General features: G+C 59.8%; 17 protein-coding genes. 7 read left to right on the top strand and 10 right to left on the bottom strand.

Annotated features, from left to right (window positions below; translation table 11 throughout):
* The first annotated feature begins 9 nt into the window (after positions 1 to 9).
* The 5 genes from gatA (at position 10) to PspR84_RS04720 (ending at position 4,922) form a co-directional block, all read left to right on the top strand.
* The gene (gene gatA / locus PspR84_RS04740) at positions 10 to 1,461 is read left to right on the top strand and encodes an Asp-tRNA(Asn)/Glu-tRNA(Gln) amidotransferase subunit GatA (RefSeq protein WP_095119488.1); all 1,452 of its coding nucleotides are present in this window, start codon (positions 10 to 12) and stop codon (positions 1,459 to 1,461) included.
* Between the two features lie 10 nt (positions 1,462 to 1,471).
* Positions 1,472 to 2,917, top strand: coding sequence for an Asp-tRNA(Asn)/Glu-tRNA(Gln) amidotransferase subunit GatB (gene gatB / locus PspR84_RS04735; protein WP_034154465.1), 1,446 nt, complete (start codon positions 1,472 to 1,474; stop codon positions 2,915 to 2,917).
* A gap of 148 nt (positions 2,918 to 3,065) precedes the next feature.
* Positions 3,066 to 3,440: a septal ring lytic transglycosylase RlpA family protein gene (locus PspR84_RS04730; protein ID WP_160055857.1), complete on the top strand. Its 375-nt coding sequence runs from the start codon at positions 3,066 to 3,068 to the stop codon at positions 3,438 to 3,440.
* Positions 3,441 to 3,486: 46 nt separating this feature from the next.
* Positions 3,487 to 4,548: a calcium/sodium antiporter gene (locus PspR84_RS04725; protein WP_160055855.1), complete on the top strand. Its 1,062-nt coding sequence runs from the start codon at positions 3,487 to 3,489 to the stop codon at positions 4,546 to 4,548.
* A complete protein-coding gene (locus PspR84_RS04720) occupies positions 4,545 to 4,922 on the top strand; it encodes a carboxymuconolactone decarboxylase family protein (RefSeq protein ID WP_160055853.1) in 378 nt (125 codons plus the stop codon). The genes PspR84_RS04725 and PspR84_RS04720 overlap by 4 nt, the downstream gene beginning before the upstream one ends.
* 84 nt (positions 4,923 to 5,006) lie before the next feature.
* On the opposite strand, the gene PspR84_RS04715 is transcribed toward PspR84_RS04720, so the two are convergent.
* The 5 genes from PspR84_RS04715 to kdgD form a co-directional block, all read right to left on the bottom strand.
* Positions 5,007 to 5,948: an AEC family transporter gene (locus PspR84_RS04715; protein WP_034154462.1), complete on the bottom strand. Its 942-nt coding sequence runs from the start codon at positions 5,946 to 5,948 to the stop codon at positions 5,007 to 5,009.
* 268 nt (positions 5,949 to 6,216) lie between these two features.
* A complete protein-coding gene (garD, locus tag PspR84_RS04710) occupies positions 6,217 to 7,770 on the bottom strand; it encodes a galactarate dehydratase (RefSeq protein WP_160055851.1) in 1,554 nt (517 codons plus the stop codon).
* A gap of 11 nt (positions 7,771 to 7,781) precedes the next feature.
* Positions 7,782 to 9,143 carry an MFS transporter gene (locus PspR84_RS04705; RefSeq protein WP_095049741.1) on the bottom strand — a complete coding sequence of 454 codons (1,362 nt, stop codon included), beginning with the start codon at positions 9,141 to 9,143 and terminating at the stop codon, positions 7,782 to 7,784.
* 110 nt (positions 9,144 to 9,253) lie between these two features.
* The gene (locus PspR84_RS04700; protein WP_123375760.1) at positions 9,254 to 10,699 is read right to left on the bottom strand and encodes an aldehyde dehydrogenase family protein; all 1,446 of its coding nucleotides are present in this window, start codon (positions 10,697 to 10,699) and stop codon (positions 9,254 to 9,256) included.
* Positions 10,700 to 10,774: 75 nt separating this feature from the next.
* Positions 10,775 to 11,686, bottom strand: a complete 912-nt coding sequence (kdgD, locus tag PspR84_RS04695) for a 5-dehydro-4-deoxyglucarate dehydratase (protein WP_016984321.1) — start codon at positions 11,684 to 11,686, stop codon at positions 10,775 to 10,777.
* 296 nt (positions 11,687 to 11,982) lie between these two features.
* Here kdgD and PspR84_RS04690 point away from each other — a divergent pair, with 296 nt between their 5' ends.
* Complete coding sequence (locus tag PspR84_RS04690; protein WP_160055849.1) at positions 11,983 to 12,363, top strand: hypothetical protein; 381 nt, start codon at positions 11,983 to 11,985, stop codon at positions 12,361 to 12,363.
* 527 nt (positions 12,364 to 12,890) lie between these two features.
* Here the strand turns inward: PspR84_RS04690 and PspR84_RS04685 are convergent.
* The 4 genes from PspR84_RS04685 to PspR84_RS04670 form a co-directional block, all read right to left on the bottom strand.
* Positions 12,891 to 13,637 (bottom strand): FadR/GntR family transcriptional regulator, encoded by a 747-nt coding sequence (locus PspR84_RS04685; protein WP_178121142.1) that lies wholly within the window; start codon positions 13,635 to 13,637, stop codon positions 12,891 to 12,893.
* 190 nt (positions 13,638 to 13,827) lie between these two features.
* Positions 13,828 to 15,555 (bottom strand): ABC transporter ATP-binding protein/permease, encoded by a 1,728-nt coding sequence (locus tag PspR84_RS04680; protein WP_160055845.1) that lies wholly within the window; start codon positions 15,553 to 15,555, stop codon positions 13,828 to 13,830.
* A 96-nt stretch (positions 15,556 to 15,651) separates the two neighbouring features.
* On the bottom strand, positions 15,652 to 16,212 hold the full coding sequence (locus PspR84_RS04675; protein WP_003221630.1) for a response regulator transcription factor: 561 nt from the start codon (positions 16,210 to 16,212) through the stop codon (positions 15,652 to 15,654).
* A complete protein-coding gene (locus tag PspR84_RS04670; RefSeq protein WP_160055843.1) occupies positions 16,205 to 17,467 on the bottom strand; it encodes an ATP-binding protein in 1,263 nt (420 codons plus the stop codon). The genes PspR84_RS04675 and PspR84_RS04670 overlap by 8 nt, the downstream gene beginning before the upstream one ends.
* Positions 17,468 to 17,782: 315 nt before the next feature.
* On the opposite strand from PspR84_RS04670, the gene PspR84_RS04665 reads away from it, so the two are divergent.
* Complete coding sequence (locus PspR84_RS04665) at positions 17,783 to 18,499, top strand: SIMPL domain-containing protein (RefSeq protein WP_095119498.1); 717 nt, start codon at positions 17,783 to 17,785, stop codon at positions 18,497 to 18,499.
* 172 nt (positions 18,500 to 18,671) lie between these two features.
* Here the strand turns inward: PspR84_RS04665 and PspR84_RS04660 are convergent, their stop codons facing one another.
* Entirely contained in the window at positions 18,672 to 19,037 is a 366-nt protein-coding gene (locus tag PspR84_RS04660; protein ID WP_238785221.1) for a DUF6124 family protein, read from the bottom strand.
* Positions 19,038 to 19,045 lie beyond the last annotated feature (8 nt).

Here is a 19,045-nt window from a genome sequence, read left to right as displayed (position 1 = left end):
GAGCCTGCAATGCATCAAATGACTCTGGCCGAGATCGCCCGCGGTCTCGCCGATAAAAAGTTTTCCTCCGAAGAGCTGACCAAAGTCCTGCTGGCGCGCATCACCCAGCTCGATCCGCAGCTCAACAGTTTCATCAGCCTCACCGAAGAGCTGGCCATCGAGCAGGCGAAAGCCGCCGATGCCCGCCGCGCCAACGGTGAGAGCGGCGCCCTGCTCGGCGCGCCGATCGCTCACAAAGACCTGTTCTGCACCCAGGGCATTCGTACCAGCTGCGGCTCGAAGATGCTCGACAACTTCAAAGCCCCGTACGACGCCACCGTGGTCGCGAAACTGGCCGCGGCCGGTGCCGTGACCTTGGGCAAGACCAACATGGACGAATTCGCCATGGGTTCGGCCAACGAGTCGAGCTGGTATGGCGCGGTGAAAAACCCGTGGAACCTGGAACACGTTCCGGGCGGTTCGTCCGGTGGTTCGGCGGCGGCAGTTGCCGCGCGTCTGTTGCCAGCGGCAACCGCCACCGACACCGGCGGTTCGATCCGTCAGCCGGCAGCGTTCACCAACCTCACCGGCCTGAAACCGACCTACGGTCGTGTTTCGCGCTGGGGCATGATCGCTTACGCCTCCAGCCTCGATCAGGGCGGGCCGTTGGCGCGCACGGCCGAAGACTGCGCAATTTTGTTGCAAGGTATGGCCGGCTTCGATCAGAACGATTCGACCAGCATCGATGAGCCGGTGCCGGATTACTCCGCAAGCCTCGGCGACTCGCTGCAAGGCCTGCGCATCGGCGTGCCGAAGGAATACTTCAGCGCCGGTCTCGACCCGCGCATCGCCGAGTTGATCCAGAACAGCATCAAAGAGCTGCAGAAGCTCGGTGCCGTGATCAAGGAAATCAGCCTGCCGAACATGCAGCACGCGATTCCTGCGTACTACGTGATCGCGCCAGCAGAGGCCTCGTCGAACCTGTCGCGTTTCGACGGCGTGCGTTTCGGCCATCGCTGCGAGCAACCGAAAGACCTGATCGACCTGTACAAGCGCTCCCGTGGCGAAGGCTTCGGCCCGGAAGTGCAGCGCCGGATCATGGTCGGTGCCTACGCGCTGTCCGCCGGTTACTACGACGCCTACTACCTGAAAGCGCAGAAGATCCGTCGTCTGGTGAAGAACGACTTCATGGCTGCCTTTAATGAAGTCGACATCATCCTCGGCCCAACCACGCCGAACCCGGCCTGGAAGCTTGGCGCCAAGAACAGCGACCCGGTCGCTGCCTATCTGGAAGACGTCTACACCATCACCGCCAACCTCGCGGGCCTGCCGGGCCTGTCGATGCCGGCCGGTTTTGTCGACGGCTTGCCGGTGGGCGTGCAGTTGCTCGCGCCATATTTCCAGGAAGGCCGTTTGCTCAACGTTGCGCACCAGTATCAGTTGAACACTGACTGGCACACCCGCACCCCAACCGGCTTCTGAGGAGACACACATGCAATGGGAAGTCGTGATCGGGCTGGAGATTCACACTCAGCTCACTACCCGGTCGAAAATCTTTTCCGGTAGTTCCACCACGTTCGGTTCCGAGCCGAACACCCAGGCCAGCCTGATCGACCTGGGCATGCCCGGCGTTCTGCCGGTGCTGAACCAGGAAGCGGTGCGCATGGCGGTGATGTTCGGTCTGGCGATTGACGCCGAGATCGGTCAGCACAACGTGTTCGCGCGTAAAAACTACTTCTACCCAGACCTGCCGAAGGGCTACCAGATCAGCCAGATGGAATTGCCGATCGTTGGCAAGGGCCACCTGGACATCGCGCTGGAAGACGGCACGGTCAAACGTGTCGGCATCACCCGCGCGCACCTGGAAGAAGACGCCGGCAAGAGCCTGCACGAAGAATTCAACGGTGCCACCGGCATCGACCTGAACCGTGCCGGCACGCCGCTGCTGGAAATCGTTTCCGAGCCGGACATGCGCAGCGCCAAGGAAGCCGTGGCTTACGTCAAGGCGATCCACGCGCTGGTGCGTTATCTGGGCATCTGCGACGGCAACATGGCCGAAGGCTCGCTGCGTTGCGACTGCAACGTGTCGATCCGTCCGAAAGGCCAGGTTGAGTTCGGCACGCGTTGCGAGATCAAGAACGTCAACTCGTTCCGTTTCATCGAGAAGGCGATCAACTCCGAGATCCAGCGTCAGATCGAGCTGATCGAAGACGGCGGTAAAGTGATCCAGCAGACCCGTTTGTACGATCCGAACAAGGACGAAACCCGTCCGATGCGTTCGAAAGAGGAAGCCAACGACTACCGTTACTTCCCCGATCCGGACCTGCTGCCGGTGGTTATCGAGGAATCGTTCCTCGGCGAGGTGCGTGCCACCCTGCCGGAACTGCCTCCGCAAAAGCGCGAGCGCTTCCAGGAGCAATTCGGTCTGTCGGTCTATGACGCCAGCGTGCTGGCCACCAGCCGCGAGCAAGCCGACTACTTCGAGAAAGTCGCGAGCATCGGCGGTGACGCCAAACTGGCGGCGAACTGGGTGATGGTCGAGTTGGGCAGCCTGCTCAACAAGCAAGGCCTGGACATCGACGAGTCGCCGGTTTCGGCTGAACTGTTGGGCGGCATGCTGCAGCGCATCAAGGACAACACCATCTCCGGCAAGATTGCCAAGGTTGTGTTCGAAGCGATGGCCAACGGTGAAGGCAGCGCAGACGAGATCATCGAAAAACGCGGCCTGAAGCAAGTGACCGACAGCGGCGCAATCTCGGCCGTGCTCGACGAAATGCTCGCGGCCAACGCCGAGCAGGTTGAACAGTATCGTGCAGCGGATGAAGCCAAACGCGGCAAGATGTTCGGCTTCTTCGTCGGCCAGGCGATGAAAGCGTCGAAAGGCAAAGCCAACCCGCAGCAAGTGAACGAACTGCTGAAAAGCAAGCTCGAAGGCTGATGAAAATGGAGCCAGACAAACAGCCTGGCTCCATCCCCTGTAGGAGTGAGCCTGCTCGCGATAGCGATTTGACAGTCACTTTTCCGGTGTCTGACATTGCGCGATCGCGAGCAGGCTCACTCCTACATTTGTTTTCGGGAAACCTTGAATGAAGCGTCTGCTCAGCCTTTTTGCCCTGCTTTCTTTGCTGGCCGGTTGCGCCAGCACCGGCACCATCGACCCGCACGGTTACGACCAGACCGGCGTCGCTTCCTATTACGGTGCCAAGCACCACGGTAAACGCACCGCCAGTGGCGAGCCGTTCAACCAGAATTCCCTGACCGCCGCCCACCGCCAGCTGCCCTTTGGCACACGGGTGAAGGTCACCAACCTGAAAAACGATGAATCCGTCGTGGTCCGCATCAACGACCGCGGCCCGCACACCCGTGGGCGCCTGATCGACGTATCCCGCGAGGCCGCCGAACAGCTCGGCATGCTGCGCAGCGGCACCGCACGGGTTCGCGTGCAGGCCCTCGACGACTGATGGAGCGCCGACCATTTTCGGACTAGCCGACTTACCTCTCATCAGCGTGATCGAACTGCTCGCCGGCCTGTGCCTGCTGATCTTCGGCGCCGAACTGATGGTGCGCGCAGCGGTGCGTCTGGCGGCGCGCCTGCATGTGCGGCCGCTGATCATCGGCCTGACCATCGTCGCCCTTGGCAGCAGCGCGCCGCAAATGGCCGTCAGCCTGCAGGCAGCGTTAGCGCACAACCCGGACATCGCCGTCGGCAGCGTGGTCGGCAGCAGTATCTTCAATATCCTCGTCACCCTCGGCCTGTCGGCGCTGATCATTCCGCTGCGCGTCTCGCGGCAACTGGTGCGGCTCGATATTCCGCTGATGATCGGTGCCACCCTGCTGGTGTTCGTCCTGGCCTGGAATGAAGAGATCGGTCGCTTCGACGGCCTCCTGCTGCTGGGCGCACTGGCGTTGTACCTCGGCTTGCTGCTGCGTCAATCGCGGCACTCGACCCGGCCGCATTCGGAACATGCCGAAGCAGTGCAAGCCTCGTGGATCAGCAGCTTGCTGATGATCGTTATCGGTTTGGCAATGCTGGTATTCGCCGGGCATCTGCTGCTGGGCGCTGCCGTCGTGGTGGCCACGGATCTGGGATTCTCCGAGCGAGTGATCGGCCTGACCGTGGTCGCCGTCGGCACTTCGCTGCCGGAACTGGCAACCTCGCTGATCGCGGCATTGCGCGGGCAACGCGACATCGCCGTGGGCAACGTGATCGGTGCCAACCTGTTCAATCTGCTCGGGGTACTCGGCCTGACCGCATTGATCGCGCCGACGCCGCTGTCGGTGTCGCCGAACGCGCTGGATTTCGACCTGCCGGTGATGCTCGGCGTCGCCGCGCTGTGCCTGCCGGTGTTCTATTCCGGCTACCGCGTGACCCGCGCCGAAGGTTTGTTGCTGCTCGGTTTGTATCTGGTTTACGGGCTGCACGTGGTGTCGTTCACCACCGGCATGCCACTGGCCGGCAAGCTGGAGCGGCTGATGCTGTTTTATGTCCTGCCGACGCTGCTGACGTTTTTGCTGTTCACGTCGATCCGCGCCTGGCGCCGCCAACACCACAAGAGTGAAAAACCATGACCGAATCGAAGAAGTCCGGGGTTGAAGTCCGCCGCCAGGTAATGGGCGATGCGTTTGTTGATCGCGCCTTGGGCAACGCCACCGAGTTCACCCAGCCGCTGCAGGATTTCGTCAATGAGCATGCCTGGGGCAGTGTGTGGAATCGTGAAGGTTTGCCGCTGAAGACTCGCAGTCTGATAACGCTTGCAGCGCTGACCGCATTGAAGTGCCCGCAAGAGTTGAAAGGCCATGTGCGCGGCGCGCTGAACAACGGCTGCACGGTGGACGAGATCCGTGAGGCGCTGCTGCATTGCGCGGTGTATGCCGGCGTACCGGCGGCGATTGATGCGTTTCGGGCTGCGCAGGAAGTGATCGACAGTTACGAGAAAAGCTAAAAAATCGCAGCCTTCGGCAGCTCCTACATGGAAATGCGGTCTCCTGTAGGAGCTGACACAGGCTGCGATCTTTTGATCTTGCCTTTATATCCACCCACCCCACTGCAAAACAAAGATCCCGATATTGGTAGTGATCGCCGCCATCAACGTGGTCATCACGATAATCGCTGCCGCCAGTTCATGATTGCCCTGCGCCGCCCGGGCCATGACAAAACTCGCCGCCGCCGTCGGGCTGCCGAAATACAAAAACAGAATTCCCAGTTCCGCCCCGCGAAATCCCCACAACCACGCGCCGAGCGTCGCCAGCACCGGCAAACCGATCATCTTCACCAGGCTGGAACTGAGCGCCATGCTACCGCTCTTGCGCAACGCCGCCAGCGACAGTGTGCCGCCAATGCAGATCAACGCCAGCGGCAAGGTGGTCTGCGCCAGATATTGACCTGAGGTCTCCAGCCAGCCCGGCAAACCGATCTTGAAATAGGCAAACGGCGCCGCCGCAATCACGCTGATGATCAACGGATTGCTGAACACGCTTTTGCAGATGCTCCACGGATCGGATTTGATCACCGGGCTGTATACCGCGAGCACGATGGTCGACAGCGTGTTGTAGAACAGGATCACCAGCGCCGCGAGAATCGCCCCGAGAGAAATCCCGTAATCGCCGTACATGCTCGCCGCCAGTGCCAGACCAATCACGCCGTTGTTGCCGCGAAACGCGCCCTGGGTGTAGATGCCGCGATCTTCACGCGGGCATTTGAAAATCGCCCAGCCCCAGGCCAGGGCAAAACTCACCAGCGTGGCGAGGGAGAAGTAGATCAGCAGGGACGGTTGCAGCGCAGCATGCAGATCGGCGTGCAGGATGCCGAGAAACAGCAACGCCGGCATGGTCACGTTGAACACCAGCGAGGAGGCGGTGTGGATGAAATTGTCGTTGATCCAGTCGATGCGCTTGAGCAGCACACCGAGAAACAGCATGGCAAACACCGGCGCGGTGATGTTCAGGGTTTCGAGGAAAATTGCCAGCATGCCGGGGAGCCTTGGGTGAGCGTCGTTAGGGGCCAATGATAAAGCAAAAGCCCCTCACCCTAACCCTCTCCCCGAGGGAGAGGGGACTGACCGAGGTGTTTTGCGGCATACATCGACCTGCAAGGCCGAGTCGATTATGGATTCGGCTCAGCATTTCCAGATCGATGTACTTCTCAAATATCCCCGGATCGGCCCCCTCCCCCCCCCGGGAGAGGGGTGGGCGGGCGGCGTTCCGATGAGGGTAGCTTTTGACCCAACCCCCAAACCATCAAGTAATCGGCGCCGGATTGAACAACGTAATGTCGTTATGCAGCTTGTGCTTCTCCGCCCAGGTCTGCTGCTTGCCGCTCGCCACATCCAGGTAATAGTGAAACAACTCCCAACCCAATTCCTCGATGGTCGCGCGCCCGGTCGCGATCCGCCCGGCATCGATGTCGATCAGATCCGGCCAGCGCTGCGCCAACTCTGTCCGCGTCGAGACTTTCACCACCGGCGCCATCGCCAAACCATACGGCGTGCCACGCCCGGTAGTGAACACATGCAGGTTCATTCCCGCCGCCAACTGCAACGTGCCGCAGACAAAATCACTCGCCGGGGTCGCACAGAAAATCAAACCCTTCTGCTTGAAGCGCTCGCCAGGGCCAAGCACGCCATTGATCGCGCTGCTGCCGGATTTGACGATCGAGCCCAGCGACTTCTCGACAATGTTCGACAGCCCGCCCTTCTTGTTGCCCGGCGTGGTGTTGGCGCTGCGATCCGCCTCGCCCTTGGCCAGGTAACGGTCGTACCAGTCCATCTCGCGCACCAGTTCCTCGGCAACGGTTTTGCTTTCGGCGCGTGAAGTCAGCAGGTAAATCGCATCGCGCACTTCGGTGACTTCGGAAAACATCACCGTCGCCCCCGCTCGCAGCAGCAAGTCCGAGGCATAACCCAGCGCCGGGTTGGCGGTGATGCCGGAAAACGCATCACTGCCACCGCACTGCATGCCGAGGATCAACTCGGACGCCGGCACGGTTTCGCGGCGGCGCTGGTCGAGCTTCTTCAAACGGACTTCAGCCAGTTCCATGATCTGCTCGATCATCTCGGTGAAACCGTGACTGGAATCCTGCAAGCGATACAGCCAAGGATCGCTGAGATCCACCGACGCATCGTCTTCGTGCATGACCTGAGCGGCCTGCAATTTCTCGCAGCCCAGACTGATCACCAACGCCTCGCCACCGAGGTTCGGGTTGCGCGCCAGATTGCGCACGGTGCGAATCGGGATGTAGGCGTCGGTGGCGGTAATTGCCACGCCGCAACCGTAACTATGAGTCAGCGCCACCACGTCATCGACGTGCGGATACTTCGGCAGCAGCTCTTCCTTGATGCGTTTTACCGCGTGATCAAGCACGCCGGTGACGCACTGTACGGTCGTAGTGATGCCGAGAATATTGCGCGTGCCGACGGTGCCGTCAGCGTTGCGATAGCCCTCGAACGTGAAGCCCTCCAGCGGTGCCTGCGCGTCCGGCACCTCGGTGGACAGCGGCAAGCTGTCCAGCGGCGGCGCAGTCGGCATGCGCAGTTGATCTTCCTTGACCCAACTGCCACGGCGAATCGGCTGCAACGCGTAGCCAATCACCTGACCGTAGCGAATCACCTGGCCGCCCTCGGGAATGTCTTCGAGGGTGACCTTGTGGCTCTGCGGCACAAATTCCAGCGTCACCAGGCCATCGGCAAATTCAGTGCCGGCCGGGGCGCCCTGGTCGTTGACCACTACCACCACATTGTCCCGCTCGTGCAGGCGGATGTGGCGCGGCGAGTCGGAATGTTCAATCAACTGCATGACGCCGCTCCTCAGGAATGCGCTTGGGACAATTTGCCGGTGGCTTCAGTACCGCCATTGGTTGGCGGCTCTTTGAGTACCACACGTTTGATCGGGCCAACGATGACCAGATAGCTGAACACCGCGACCAGTGCGTTGGCACCGACGAACACCAGCGCCCATTTGAACGAACCGGTGGAGCTGATGATGTAGCCAATCACGATCGGCGTGGTAATCGAAGCGATGTTGCCGAAAGTGTTGAACAGGCCACCGCTCAGACCGGCGATCTGTTTTGGCGAGGTGTCGGAAACCACCGCCCAGCCCAGTGCGCCAACGCCTTTGCCAAAGAAGGCCAGGGCCATGAAGCCAACGACCATCCATTCCACTTCAACATAGTTGCAGGCAACGATGCTGCTGGAAACCAGCAGGCCGGCAATGATCGGCGCTTTGCGGGCGAAGGTCAGCGAGTGGCCCTTGCGCAGCAGGTAGTCGGAAATCACCCCGCCGAGTACGCCGCCGATAAAGCCGCAGATTGCCGGCAACGAGGCGATGAAACCCGCCTTGAGAATGGTCATGCCACGCTCTTGCACCAGATACACCGGGAACCAGGTCAGGAAGAAGTAAGTGATGCCGTTGATGCAGTACTGGCCCAGATACACGCCGAGCATCATGCGATTGGTCAGCAGCTGACGGATGTAATCCCACTTCGGACCGTCGGACTTTTTGCCCTTCTGGTCCATGTCGACCATGCCGCCGTTTTCAGCGATGTGTTTGAACTCGGCTTCGTTGATACGCGGGTGCTCACGCGGGCTGTAGATCACTTTCAGCCAGACCAGCGAGAAGATGATCCCGAGGATGCCCATAACGATAAACACGTGCTCCCAGCCAAAGGAGTAAACGATCCAGCCCATCAGCGGTGCGAACAACACGGTGGCAAAGTATTGCGCCGAGTTGAAGATCGCCGAAGCGGTGCCGCGTTCAGCGGTCGGGAACCAAGCGGCGACGATGCGCGCGTTGCCGGGGAAGGATGGCGCTTCAGCCAGACCGACCAGGAAGCGCAGCATGAACAGCGCAACGATGGCGGTGGACATGCCGAACTCACCGACAAAGCCTTGCAGCACGGTGAACAGCGACCAGGTGAAAATGCTCAGGGCATAGACTTTTTTCGAGCCGAAGCGATCGAGCAGCCAGCCACCGGGAATTTGCCCGGCCACGTAGGCCCAACCGAATGCGGAGAAGATGTAACCGAGGGTGACCGCGTCGATACCGAGGTCTTTTTGCAGGCTGGAACCGGCGATGGCGATAGTCGCACGGTCGGCGTAGTTGATCGTGGTCACCAGAAACAGCATGAGCAGGATCAAATAGCGGACGTGAGTCGGCTTGGACGATTGCATGTAGATGTACTCCCACTGATTATTTTTATGCGCGGGTGAATCTTCTTTGGTCTTGCATCTATTCCCTGTAGGAGCAGCCTTCGGCAGCTCCTACAGGGGTATTGCGTGTATCAGGAGCCGATGTAACTGGTCTTCACGACCGTGTAAAACTCTTGCGCATAGCGGCCTTGCTCACGTGATCCATAGGATGAACCTTTACGGCCACCGAACGGAACGTGGTAATCGACGCCAGCGGTCGGCAGATTGACCATGACCATCCCGGCCTGCGAATGGCGCTTGAAGTGGTTGGCGTACTTCAGCGAGGTGGTTGCAATACCCGCCGAGAGACCAAATTCGGTGTCGTTGGCCATCGCCAGCGCCGCGTCGTAGTCAGCTACGCGAACGATGTTGGCCACCGGGCCGAAGATCTCTTCGCGGCTGATGCGCATCGACGCTTCACTGTCGGCAAACAGCGTTGGCGCGAGGAAGTAACCCTCGGTGTCGCAAGTTACCAGACCGCCGCCGCTGACCAGACGCGCACCTTCGGACTGGCCTATATCGATGTACTTCATGTCCTGTTCCAGCTGCGCTTGCGAAACAACTGGACCAATATCGGTGCCGGATTTCAGTGCGTGGCCGACCTTGATCGACTTCATGCGCTCGGCCATGGCTTCAACGAACTTGTCGTGAATCCCGGCGGTGACGATCAAACGGCTCGACGCGGTGCAACGCTGGCCGGTGGAGTAGAACGCGCTCTGCACCGACAGCTCGACCGCTTGTTTGAGGTCGGCGTCATCGAGAATGATCTGCGGGTTCTTGCCGCCCATTTCCAGCTGAACCTTGGCCTGGCGCGACACGCAGTTGACCGCGATCTGACGACCCACGCCCACCGAACCGGTGAAGCTGATGCCGTCGACTTTCGGGCTCTGCACCAACGCATCGCCAACCACGCGACCGCTGCCCATCACCAGGTTGAACACGCCAGCCGGGAAGCCTGCGCGGGAAATGATTTCCGCCAGTGCCCAAGCGCAGCCCGGCACCAGATCGGCCGGTTTCAACACCACGCAGTTGCCGTAGGCCAGCGCCGGGGCGATTTTCCACGCAGGAATCGCGATCGGGAAGTTCCAAGGAGTGATCAGACCCACCACGCCTAGCGCTTCGCGGGTCACTTCAACGTTGACGCCCGGACGCACCGACGGCACGTAGTCGCCTGACAGGCGCAGACATTCACCGGCGAAGAATTTGAAGATGTTACCGGCGCGGGTCACTTCACCGATGGCTTCAGGCAGGGTCTTGCCCTCTTCCCGGGCCAGCAGGGTGCCGAGCTCTTCACGACGGGCGAGGATTTCCGTGCCGACTTTATCCAGCGAATCGTGACGGGCCTGAATACCCGAAGTCGAATACGCCGGGAATGCCGCGCGGGCAGCGTCGATGGCGGCGTGAACCTGAGTCAGATCAGCCTTGGCGTAATCGCCGATGGTGTCGCTCAGTTCGGACGGGTTGATGTTGGCCGAGTAGTCGGCACCGGCAACCCATTCGCCGTTGATGTAGTTGTCGTAGCGTTTTGCAGTTGTCACAGGGGCAGCCCTCACATCTCAAAGCCTTCACGCAAAAAGCCGCTGATTGCTCAGCGGCCTCGCTTTTATCGGGTGTTACTGCGCACCTTGCTTGTCGATCAGCGCGGCGAGCATTTCGTACTCTTCACCGGTCAGATCGGTCAGCGGCGCCCGCACCGGGCCTGCGTCATAGCCGGCGATTTTCGCGCCTGCCTTGACGATGCTCACGGCATAACCGGCCTTGCGGTTACGGATATCCAGGTACGGCAGGAAGAAGTCGTCGATGATCTTGCCGACGGTGGCGTGATCTTCACGGGCGATCGCGTGGTAGAAGTCCATCGCGGTTTTCGGAATGAAGTTGAACACCGCCGAAGAGTAAACCGGTACGCCCAGCGCCTTGTAGGCGGCGGCATAGACTTCGGCGGTCGGCAGGCCACCCAGATAGCTGAAGCGATCACCGAGGCGGCGACGGATCGACACCATCAACTCGATATCGCCCAGACCGTCCTTGTACCCGATCAGATTCGGGCAGCGCTCGGCCAGACGTTCCAGCAGCGGCGCGGTCAGGCGGCAAACGTTGCGGTTGTAAACGACTACGCCGATGTTGACCGATTTGCACACGGCTTCAACGTGAGCGGCAACACCGTCCTGGCTCGCTTCGGTCAGGTAGTGCGGCAGCAGCAACAGACCTTTGGCGCCCAGACGCTCGGCTTCCTGAGCGTATTCGATGGCCTGACGGGTCGAACCACCGACACCGGCGAGGATCGGCACGCTGGTTTCACAGGTGTCGACGGCAGTCTTGATGATTTCCGAGTACTCGCTGGCAGCCAGGGAGAAGAACTCACCGGTGCCGCCGGCGGCGAACAAGGCTGAAGCGCCATACGGAGCCAGCCACTCCAGACGTTTGATGTAGCCGGCGCGGTTGAAATCGCCCTGCGCGTTGAAATCGGTCACCGGGAAAGACAGCAGGCCGGCAGAGAGGATGGACTTCAGTTCTTGTGGATTCATTATTCGAACACCCTGGTAGCAACGTTTTTTGTGATTGGTCCGTTCAGCCTTCGCTGAAGTTGTAGGTCATCGTACAACTTAAATAATAACCGTCAACTGCATTTCATCGTTGTGGGTGTTTTTTTGTCGGACAAAGCTGTTTAAGGCTTGGCAGAAATCGTCGCAAAAGCCCGTGTTTAAAGGGTTCTAGCGCGGAAATGTCTGGTCAAGATTCGTTTACTGAGCGTTGGAGAAACGCCGGGTAAGGTGCGACGACTGCCACGAAGGATCGTGGCGGACCTTCGAAGGAAACCGAAATGTTTGTGAATTATGCTGCACCGACCCTCGCGCAAATCGCCTCTTCTGCCTCTGCCCCCCTCACCCTTCAGCTATCCGCGCTACCCGATGTATTGATCGTACAAGTCCCGGACTCCAGCGATTTTCCGGCGAACTGGAGCGTCTACCCGATTCTCGGTGAAGACCCGGAAGAGCCGGAATGGGCAGGCGAGGAAGTGGACACTGGCACCTGGGACGATGCCGAGGACGAGATGGAAAAACTGACGGGGATCGAGTTGCAGTTGCCTAAAGAGGTGCTACGTCCGTACCTGAACAGAGAGGTTGAATTGCGCTACAAGTTTTGCGATGAGTCGAGTATGGAGCCGTTTTCGCAGGTGTTGAGGTTGCGGATCGAGGGCTGAACGAGGTCGTGCGGGAGCGATTACCGTTCGTCGGAACTGGTATTTCTTACAGGTGCCAGGCGATCACGGATTTGGCGTTAATGACGCAGGAGCTAACGAACCGGCTCCGACAGCGCATGCCGTCGCTTGCGCCCCTAAAACGGTTAGAAGAGATAACGAAAAGGAATTTACTCATGAATGCACAAGTAAAAGCTCGCAGCACCAGTACTCCGAGAAGCAGTTAAAGGAGTTCTTTATGTCGGGAAGTTGGAGGGAAAAGCTCACGGCGAAGTGACCTACGACAACTCAGCTGTCGGAGACGTAGTTACGCTGCACGTAGAAACTACTACCGGCAACAACTTCAAAGACCAAACCACATTGACTGCAGCGACGGTAGGAAAGCTACTGCTCTTCGCCATTCCCAAAGATGTTTTTTGAGAAAAAACTCGTTCCAGGTGCAACCGCCAGCCTTCGCTACAGCGTTACCCGCGCCAGTAATATTTCGGAGTCGCCAGTGCTGACAGTTCAACTCGAGCTTTAATTACCCGTCACCCCTGCGCCTGCGCCTCTTCATGTGCCTGGCGCAGTCTTTCGCGGCTGTTGGTCAGGTGCAGACGCATCGCCGCACGCGCCGCATCGGAATCCTGACGGGCAATCGCGTCGTAGATTTCTTCGTGTTCACGGCTCAGGCGCCCCATGTAGTGCTGTTGATCATCATGGGCCAGCCGCGCCGAGTTCAGCCGCGTACGCGGAATGATGCTGGTGCCCAGGTGGGTCATGATGTCGGTGAAATAGCGGTTGCCGGTGGACAGCGCGATTTCCAGGTGAAAAGCAAAGTCCGACGCCACAGCATCGCTGGCGTGGGCTGCACTTTCGTTGAGCGCATCGAGCGCGGCGCGCATGGTCGCCAGTTGCTCGGGGCTGCGACGTTGCGCGGCAAGGCCGGCAGATTCCACTTCGAGGCTGATACGTAACTCGAGAATGGCCAGCACATCACGCAGGGTGACGACAGTGGCCGGGTCGATACGAAAACCACTCGGGCTCGGCGTGTCGAGTACGAAGGTGCCGATGCCGTGGCGGGTTTCCACCTGGCCAGCAGCCTGCAAACGGGAAATCGCCTCGCGCACCACGGTGCGGCTGACGCCATGGGCTTCCATGATTGCCGACTCGGTAGGCAGTTTGTCACCGCGTTTGAGCAGGCCATCGCGGATCTGCTCGCTCAGCACCGTCACCAGTTCCTGGGCCAGGCTGCGGCGCTTGCGTGGGAGACGCGGGGTGTCGATCAGGTTTTCCATGGTGTGCATCTTGTCTCGAAAATTCGGCTTGTGGGCATCATAGCTCAAGCGGGTTGTACGATCACTTTCCGGTTTACATCGCTTTATGTAGGAGTGAGCCTGCTCGCGATGACGTCCGCACATTCAGCATCAATGTGACTGACCCAACGCTATCGCGAGCAGGCTCACTCCTGCAGGGGTTTAGCGGTGATCAGGCAGTCACGGTTTGCTCAACCAAATGCCCGCTGTCGATCCGCACGTGCCGTGGATGGAAACGTTTCAAGCTGCTGCGATGGCCGACACTGACAATGCTCAGCCCCGGCAACTGGTCAATCAGCGCCTGATACAGCGTCGCTTCATCTTCCTCATCCATCGCCGACGTCGCTTCATCCATGTACAGCCACTGCGGTGCGTAAAGCAGCGCACGGGCGAAGGCCAAACGTTGCTGCTCGCCCGGCGAGAGCATGCGTTGCCAGTGATTGGCCTCGTCCAGCCGCGCGACCAGATGCGGCAGACGGCAGGTTTCCAGCACTTGTGCATAACGTTCCGGCGCGTAGGTGTCGCCCGGTTGTGGATAACTCAACGCCTCGCGCAGCGTGCCGATCGGCAGATACGGCTTTTGCGGCAAGAACAGATACCGCGCTGCCGGCAAACGAATGTTGCCGTGGCCCGCAGGCCACAAATGGCCCATCGCCCGCAGCAAGGTCGACTTGCCGCTGCCAGATCGCCCGCTGAGCATCACCCGCTCACCCGGTTCGACGGTCATGTCTGCGCTGGTCAGCAGATGACGGCCATCGGCCAGATCCAGCCCCAGTTTGTGCACCTTCAATTCACTGCCCTGATTCTGCACATCGATGGCCGGCACGCGTTGCTCGTTGTCGGTCATGGCCTGGCGGAAACTCAGCAGACGATCACAGGTAGCGCGCCACGCAGCAAGGCTCTGATAAGCACTGATAAACCAGCTGAAACTCTCTTGAACGTTGCCGAATGCCGAGCTGATCTGCATCAGTTCGCCGAGTTCGATCTTGCCGGCAAGGTAACGCGGCGAAGCCACGATGAACGGGAAGATGATCGCTGCCTGGCTGTAACCGGCGGTGAAGAACGTCAGGCGCTTGGACACTTTCATGATGTCCCAGAAGTTGTGCCAGACATTGCCGAAGCGGGCGCTCAGACGACGATTTTCGTTCGGCTCTCCGTTGTACAACGCGATGCTTTCGGCATTCTCGCGAATCCGCACCATGGAAAAACGCAGGTCAGCTTCGAAACGTTGTTGTTGGTTGTTCAGTCCGATCAAGCGACGACCAATCAAATGCGTCAGCCAGCTGCCCACCACCGCATACACCAGCACACACCAGAACATGTAGCCGGGAATGGTGACGCCATAGATTTCGATGCTACCCGACACGCCCCACAAAATGATCGAGAACGACACCAGACTGACGATATTGCGCAGCAGGCCGATACCCAGTTCGAGGGTGTTGGAGGTGAAGTTGTTGAGGTCCTCGGAAATACGCTGGTCCGGGTTATCGGTGTAACCGCCCTGCTCCAACTGGTAGTAATTCTTGTCGGCAAGCCAACGCGAGAAATGCTTTTCAGTGAGCCAGGCCCGCCAGCGAATCGTCAGCATCTGCGTCAGATAGAGCCTGTACACCGCACCGATAATCGCCACGGCCGCAATGCCGCAAAAATACAGAATCAAGCGCCAGAACGCCGCTTCGTCCTTCTTTTGCAGGGCGTTGTAGAAATCCTTGTACCAGGTGTTGAACCACACCGAGATGCCCACACTGAGCAACGACAGGGCGATCACCGCAATCAGCAGCGTCCAGGCCTTGCCCTTCTCTTCACTGCGCCAGTACGGCGTGATGATCGCCCACACCTTGCGAAAAAACTGCCCGCGCACAGCATCGTTGACCGCGGAATATTCAGCGTTCTGATTCATGGATAAGGCTCGATATAGAAAAGAACAGACACGCACCGATCATAGATGATCGGTGCGTTTTATCGCGAGCGCTGGCGATAGTCGTTCAGCGCAGGTTCAGCGACGAACCGGGCGCTTCTGCAGTTTGCGCTGCAGGGTACGGCGGTGCATGCCCAGAGCGCGGGCAGTGGCGGAGATGTTGCCTTCGTGCTCGGTGAGCACGCGCTGGATGTGCTCCCACTGCAAGCGGTCAACCGACATCGGGTTTTCCGGCACCAGACTGTCGAGGTCGGCGTGCTCGGACAACAACGCGGCCAGCACGTCGTCGGCATCGGCCGGTTTGCACAGGTAATTGCAGGCGCCGCGCTTGATCGCTTCGACCGCGGTGGCAATGCTCGAATAACCGGTAAGGATCACCACGCGCATTTCCGGGTCCAGCTCCAGCAGCTTGGGCAGCAGCACCAGACCGGAGTCGCCGTCCATTTTCAGGTCGAGCGCAGCGTAATCAGGCAGATCGGCCTGGGCAATGGTCAGGCCTTCTTCGGCCGAGCCGGCAGTACTGACGCGAAAGCCACGACGAGCCATCGCGCGGGCCATCACTCGGGTAAACGTTGCGTCGTCGTCGACCAGCAGCAAATGCGGCAGTTCTTCGCCTTCGACTTGGATTTCGTCACTCATGTTGGTCTCCTCGGGCGCCGTGGGGCAGGCGCAGCTCGGTGAGCGTGCCGCCTTCCTCATGACTATAGAGTTTCACTGAGCCGCCGGCGCGTGTCACGCTGGCCTTGCTCAAAAACAGGCCCAGGCCGAAACCTTTGCCCTTGGTGGTAAAAAACGGTTTGCCGATCTGTTCGGCGATGGCCAGCGGCACACCGGCGCCGTGGTCACGAATGCTGATGGTCAGGTTCTCGAGGTCCCAGTCCAGAGTCACTTTGAGATTTTCCGGGCAGGCATCGGCGGCGTTGTTGAGCAGATTCAACAGCGCCTGAGTCAGATCCGGCGGCGGCGCCATGCGCGGCACGGTGCCCTGGCCGAGGCGGTGGAAGCGATAACTGGCCTCCGGACGCATCAGGTGCCAGCGGTTCAGCGCTTCGTCGAGCCAGTCGGTGACGTCCTGCATCTCGACGGCCAAGCGACGATTGGCTTCGGCGGCACGCACCAGTTGTTGCAAGGTTTCCTTGCAGAGTTTGACCTGATCCTGCAGCACCTTCAGATCATCCTGCAGCATGGGGTCGGGATGATCCTGCTGCATCTCCTTGAGCAACACGCTCATGGTCGCCAGCGGTGTGCCAAGTTCATGGGCGGCGCCAGCGGCCTGGGTGGCGACGGCGAGCAATTGCTGATCGCGCAGGCCTTCTTCACGGCGGATCGCACGCAATTCTTCCTGACGGCGCAGCTCTTCAGCCATGCGCGCGGCGAAGAAGGTGATCACCGCCGCTGCCAGTGCAAAGCTCAGCCACATGCCGTAGATCTGCAAGTTCTCGCGGGCCACTGGCAGGGTTTCCAGCGGATAGAAACGCGTCAGCATCACGGTGTACAGCGCCAGCGCGATGCCGGAGAGAATCACCGAATAGCGCCATGGCAGCGTCACCGCAGCGATGGTCAGCGGCACCAGATAATAGGAAACAAAGGGGTTGGTCGAACCACCGGAGAAGTACAGCAGCGCACTGTGGATCACCAGATCACAGGCCAGTTGCAGCGCATATTCAAGCTCGGTGACCGGCCACGAAGTACGCAGACGCACGGCGGTGAACACGCAAAGCAGCGTCGAGCAGCCGAGGGTCATCGCCAGTTGCACCCACGGCAACGGCAACAATTGCAGCCAGTAGGCCAGGCCTACGGAGCCAGCCTGCGCGGCGAGCACCAGGGTGCGGATGAAAGTCAGCCGCCAGAGGTTCTGGCGAGTGGCGGAAGTCAGTTGTACGGGGGCGAGCATGAGCTCTCCTGATGAGCGCTCCAGGCGGATCGCACGGAGTATAACCAACGCGCGGCCTTGAGAGGCGAAAGTGCGGCAAACGACCACATGGCGAAAACATCTTCGGCGGCTATAAGGGCCTCTTCGCGAGCAGGCTCGCTCCCACCTTTGAAATGCATTCCCCTGTGGGAGGGAGCCTGCTCGCGATTGGCTGCGCAGCAGCCCCGGCCATCTGTATAGAAGTTGTAACTGGGCGAACCGGATCATAAAAGCTAGAGTCTGATGGTTTCACGCAGGCCCCCGAACCATCACCTGCGCCCTCATCAAGGAGCTTTCATGCACACATTTCGCCGCAGCGCCGCCCTTCTCGCCCTGACCGTCGGCAGCGTCGCCAGCCTTCCGGCCCTGGCCGCCGATGAGCTGCACTACAACCAGATTTCCCTGCGCGCCGAAGTCAGCACGGAAGTCGCCCGCGACCTGATGATCGTCACCCTCTACACCGAAGAGCAAAACACCGACCCGGCGAAACTCGCCGCAGACGTCAGCACCACCATGAACAAGGCCTTGGCCCAGGCCAAGCAAGTCAAAGACATCACTCTGCGCCAAGGCAGCCGCAACAGCTACCCGATCTACGACACCAAAGGCCAGAAGATCACCGGCTGGCGTGAACGCGCCGAACTGCGCCTGGAAAGCGCCGACTTCGCCGCCCTGTCCAAACTCACCGGCGAACTGCTGGGCGACCTGAAAATGGGCGGCATGGACTTCGCCATCGCCGACCCGACCCGCAAATCCAGTGAAGACCAGTTGCTCAAAGAAGCAGTGACCGCCTTCAAGGCCCGCGCCCAACTGGCCACCGACGCACTGGGCGGCAAGGGCTACAAAATCGTCAACCTGAACCTCAACAGCAACGGTTATCCGCAGCCGTACCTGCGCGCACCGATGATGATGAAAGCGGCGGCCATGGATTCCGCGCCGGTTACGCCGGAAGTTGAAGCGGGTACGAGCCAAGTCAGCATGACCGCTGATGGTTCGATTGAAGTGTTGATGCAGTGATTTGATGTGGGCTGAATAAAAAGCCGCCGATCGGTGAATGATTGGCGGTTTTTTTGTGCCCACAAATTTTGTGTTGAATGTTCCGTCGCCATCGCGAGCAGGCTCACTCCTACAATTTGGAATGCATTCCCCTGTAGGAGTGAGCCTGCTCGCGATGAACGATAACGCGGTCTCAGGTCTGCGGATCAACCCGATCCAGCGCCCGATTCACCGCCAACTCGGCCAGCATAATGATCTGCTGAATCGCCAACGCCGTATTACGCTCGGGCCGGCCCAACTGATCGGCAAAGTTACCGATAAGGGTGTTCGCCGACGCCAGTGATTCACAGGCATGCGCCAGCAGGCTTTCGGTGTCGATGTTTGGCTGGATCAGGAACATCGTGCTGGGTTGGCGAGGCTTGATAGGTTCGGGGCTGAGGTAGAAATCCAGGGCGCGTTTGATGGCTTCGCGGGTTTTGATCTGGTCGTCGGCGCGGATGGCGTCTTCGAGTGGGGATGTGGATTCGAGTGGTGGATCGGGGACAATTTTATCTTTCATGAAAATCT

Source organism: Pseudomonas sp. R84 (assembly GCF_009834515.1).
Lineage (GTDB): Bacteria > Pseudomonadota > Gammaproteobacteria > Pseudomonadales > Pseudomonadaceae > Aquipseudomonas.
This window is presented reverse-complemented; position numbering and strand designations above follow the sequence as displayed.